The 1997-nt window shown below is 47.9% G+C and carries 3 protein-coding genes; all 3 read right to left on the minus strand.

Annotation, left to right across the window (positions count from 1 at the left end; genetic code table 11):
• On the minus strand, positions 1 to 1365 hold a 1365-nt coding region (locus A3762_RS24565; protein ID WP_156493732.1), incomplete at its 3' end, for a VIT domain-containing protein.
• 52 nt (positions 1366 to 1417) lie between these two features.
• Positions 1418 to 1633 carry a hypothetical protein gene (locus A3762_RS24570; protein ID WP_068478705.1) on the minus strand — a complete coding sequence of 72 codons (216 nt, stop codon included), beginning with the start codon at positions 1631 to 1633 and terminating at the stop codon, positions 1418 to 1420.
• On the minus strand, positions 1633 to 1997 hold a 365-nt coding region (locus A3762_RS24575; protein ID WP_197469566.1), incomplete at its 5' end, for an OmpA family protein. The genes A3762_RS24570 and A3762_RS24575, both read right to left, overlap by 1 nt.

Below are 1997 nucleotides of genomic sequence, written 5' to 3' on the forward strand. Positions count from 1 at the left end.
ACCAAGATTGCGACGTACATAATCAAGCAAGCTTTCCTCATCGTGCACTGCGCCATCGGTGATAAAAACAACTTGACGCAACGCATCTTGTTTGGAAGGTTTAAGCGCTAAGGCTAGGGCCTTTTGAATATGCGTGCCGTTCTTAGCATCCTGTATTTCAAGCGCCCAGCGTGCTTTAAGTAAGTTCGTTGTAGAGGCTTTTTTACTCCTATCAAATACAGGCCAAGCAGAATCATTGAAGAAGATAATATTAAAACGATCATGATCGTTAAGCTGCTGCATCGCCTGTTTAAGTGCAGCCTTTGCTTGACGAATCGACTGGCCGGACATACTTCCTGATACGTCCAACACAAAGATAAGCTCGCGCGCGGCGCGCTGTGTTTGCTCAACATCATCAGATGATGCCGGCGGCAACAACATCAGCATGTTGTAATACTCTCCGTCCTTCTGTTCGGTAAACACATTGAGCTGAGTATGCGTCTGTTCTTGATACGACCAGTTCAGAACAAAATCACGACTTGCCTCGTCTGGCCCGCCATCCATAGTTACTCTAAACGCACTGTCTGTAGAGGGCTCGATATGCACTGCGTGGCTATCACTCCAAGCACGATCAAATGGCAGACCCGCATTCACATCAATACGAATGTTCACTGGGTTGGCATTGGGCTCTTCAGTTTCTCGATAGCCAATACGCTCAACGCCATCCGATGCTTTTCGATCAACGGTCACCCGCTCACCTTTCACCCGCTCCTTTTTAAACACTAGGCTTTTTTGTTTTTCAAATTGGGGTGTCGCCACAATCGGCAAACGGAGCGCATAGCCATGATCTTTGAAATCCAAGGTTTGCTGGAAACTAAACTCAATAACGATCTCTGATTGTGGTGCGATATTCGCCACGCGTGTTGTAAACAAGTTCCCCTTGGGCGCTTCCAGCAATGCTGTGCGCTTACCCGCTTTTTTAGCTTTGTCGTAGGTCTTTTTGGCTTGTTGTTTTTCTTTGATTTGCCCCTCAATCACGCGTTCGCCGATATACATTTTCAGCTGATCGACCGCCGCGTTAGTCGGTAACGGGAAGGTATACACCCCCTCCAACCATTGGTCAGAAGGGTTTTTAAAACGCTGCGCAACATTAGCGCGAAAGATAGGACCACTTATGTTGCCTGTGATATTGGTTTCTAAAGCCAGAGGCGCAACCAAAGCGGTACGCATGTCTTCTGAATAAAATTGAAGCTGACCTTTTGGCTCGTTGCTCTCGGCTAATACCGCTTCACTCATCGACCAAAATACGACAATACAGAGCACTACGCCGATGAGTGAGATGCGCTCTTCAAGGCGTTGAATTGATGTTTTTGTTATGTTTGTCATGGCTTATTCCCTTGTAAAAAAGAGGCCACATGGAGTGGCCTAAAGGTGCGAGCTACGCTTGGGAAGACGGCGTGCTTTCAAGACTCTCTGTTTGCGTATCGTGCGTCGCACTCAGGGTTACATTCTCTAAACGGCTTACTACTTCATTTGCCGCTTCGTGATGACGACGAATAGGATAGAAAGGACGCGTGAATGGCTGAATCAATGCAGGATCTTTCAGCCATAGACGAAGCAAAGTTGCTTCATCTACTGCAATAAAGCATTTCATTAACGGTCGCCTGCGTGCATCACAACCGGCTGGGGCTCAGCACTTGGCATCGATAACTCAATCACAACACGACGATCCAAGACATAGTTGCCTGCATCGCCACTCGTTACCGTGGCAAACGCTTCACCATGCGCGTTGGTCTGAATACGGGACGCTGCAATGCCACTCTCAACTAAGTAGTCTTTCAGTGCATCGACACGAGCTTGCGACAAAGCCTTGTTCGTTTGTTCTGGCCCGAGTAAATCGGTATGCCCATGCAAGTTGATGGCAATACTTGGGTGGACTTGCATGAAGCCCGAGAGTTCATCAATGCGCGCCTTCGCGTAATCTGGAATCGAGGATTCGTTGTGGCGATAGTAGATCT

The sequence above is a fragment of the Oleiphilus sp. HI0125 genome, assembly GCF_001635355.1.